This window comes from Curtobacterium sp. MMLR14_002 (genome assembly GCF_001864975.1).
Taxonomy (GTDB): Bacteria; Actinomycetota; Actinomycetes; order Actinomycetales; family Microbacteriaceae; genus Curtobacterium; species Curtobacterium flaccumfaciens.
In genome coordinates, this window is the sequence record NZ_MJGT01000080.1 from 1 (window position 1) to 1,821 (window position 1,821).

At 69.9% G+C, this 1,821-nt stretch carries 3 protein-coding genes; all 3 read right to left on the reverse strand.

Annotated features, from left to right (window positions below):
- Nucleotides 1-572, reverse strand: a 572-nt coding sequence (locus tag BIU91_RS14850) for a translation initiation factor IF-2 N-terminal domain-containing protein (protein WP_171907852.1), incomplete at its 3' end; no start/stop codon positions are given.
- Nucleotides 573-646: 74 nt separating this feature from the next.
- Nucleotides 647-958 (reverse strand): YlxR family protein, encoded by a 312-nt coding sequence (locus BIU91_RS14855; protein ID WP_031259737.1) that lies wholly within the window; start codon nt 956-958, stop codon nt 647-649.
- 68 nt (nt 959-1,026) lie between these two features.
- On the reverse strand, nt 1,027-1,821 hold a 795-nt coding region (gene nusA, locus BIU91_RS14860; protein WP_071406110.1), incomplete at its 5' end, for a transcription termination factor NusA.

Sequence of the window (1,821 nt, forward strand, 5' to 3'; positions counted from 1 at the left end):
GACGAGTACGGGTTGTTGCCCGGACGTGCACCGGGCTTGGGGCCACCCGGCTTCGGACCGGCTGCCGCCGGAGCCTTCGGGCTGGTGCCCGGCTTCACGGCGTCGGACTTCGGAGCAGCGTCGGTCGACGCGCCTGCCTGCTCGGCGGCCTGCTTCTCAGCGGCCTGCTTCTCGGCACGGGCCTTCTGCGCGGCCTCGGCCTCGGCCTGTCGCTGGGCGACGGACTTCGGTGCGGCCGGTGCGGGGACGTCGGCAGCGGGTGCTGCCGGGGCCTCGGGCTCGGGAGCCGGTGCCGGACGAGCCGGACCCGGACGGGGACCGCCGGGCTTGGGTGCACTCGACTTCGGCGCGCTGGCCTTGGCGGGTGCGCTCGGCGCGGAGGCCGAGGCGGCGGGCTTCGCCGCGGGGGCGCCGTCTGCCTGGAGGGCGGCACGGAGCTTCCGTGCCACGGGGGGCTCGATGCTCGAGCTGGCACCCCGGACGAACTCGCCGAGCTCCTTGAGCTTCTCGAGTGCGGTCTTGCTGTCGACGCCGAGTTCGCTTGCGATCTCGTGTACGCGTGGTTTAGCCACTGTTCTCCTTCACGGGTCCCACCCCGTGAAGGGGCAGGACTCAATGGATGACGGGTCTCATTTCGAGCCGCTCATCAGTTGTCCATAAGCCGTTCAGCCTGTTCTGTCATGTCCGGGCGCTCGGCCGGTTCCTGTGGGAGACCGACGATGTGGTCGAGCACCGCGGACGTGTCGGGATCGCGATCCAACCGGAGCGCACGGCGGAAAGCCCTGCGCTTGACGGCCAGATCGTAGGCATCGACGGTCGGTGTGAGCCACGCTCCCCGGCCCGGCATGACTGCCTTCGGATCCGCCACGACACGGCCATCGCTCAGGGCGACGACTCGGAGGAGGGAGGATCGGGAAGCGCGACGACGACTGCCGATGCACGTTCTGACGGGAACCACTCTACTCCTTGCCTCGGACGTGCGCGATCCGGCGCGCCCTCGCAGGGCGCGCCGGGAGCGAAATCGTCCTAGTCCTCGCCGTCCAGGATCGAGTCGGGCTGGATGTCGATGCGGGCACCGGTGAGCTTCGCGGCGAGGCGGGCGTTCTGCCCCTCCTTGCCGATCGCGAGCGACAGCTGGTAGTCCGGCACGAGCGCGCGGACGGCCTTCGTCGAGGCGTCGAGCACGAATGCGCTCGTCACCTTGGCCGGCGACAGGGCGCTCGCGACGAACGATGCGAGGTCGGACGAGTAGTCGACGATGTCGATCTTCTCGGCACCGAGCTCGTTCGTGACCGCACGGACACGTGCGCCGAGCTCGCCGATGCAGGCACCCTTCGCGTTCACGCCGGGCTCGTTCGCCTTGACGGCGATCTTCGTGCGGTGGCCGGCCTCGCGGGCGAGCGAGGTGATCTCGACGACACCGGACGCGATCTCCGGGACCTCGAGTGCGAAGAGCTTCCGGACGAGGCCCGGGTGGGTGCGCGACACGATGATCTGCGGGCCCTTGTTGCCGCGGGCGACGCTCGTCACGTAGACGCGGATGCGGGAGCCGTGCTTGTACGACTCCCCCGGCACCTGCTCTTCGGGCGGCAGGATCGCCTCGATCGTGCCGAGGTCGACGTGCACCATCTTCGGGTTCGGGCCCTGCTGGACCACGCCCGCGACGATGTCGCCTTCCTTGCCGCGGAACTCGCCGAGGATCTTGTCGTCGCCGATGTCGCGCAGGCGCTGGTTGATGACCTGCTTCGCCGCGAAGGCCGCGATGCGTCCGAAGTCGCTCGGCTGGTCGACGGCTTCACCGATGACGGTGCCCTCGTCGTC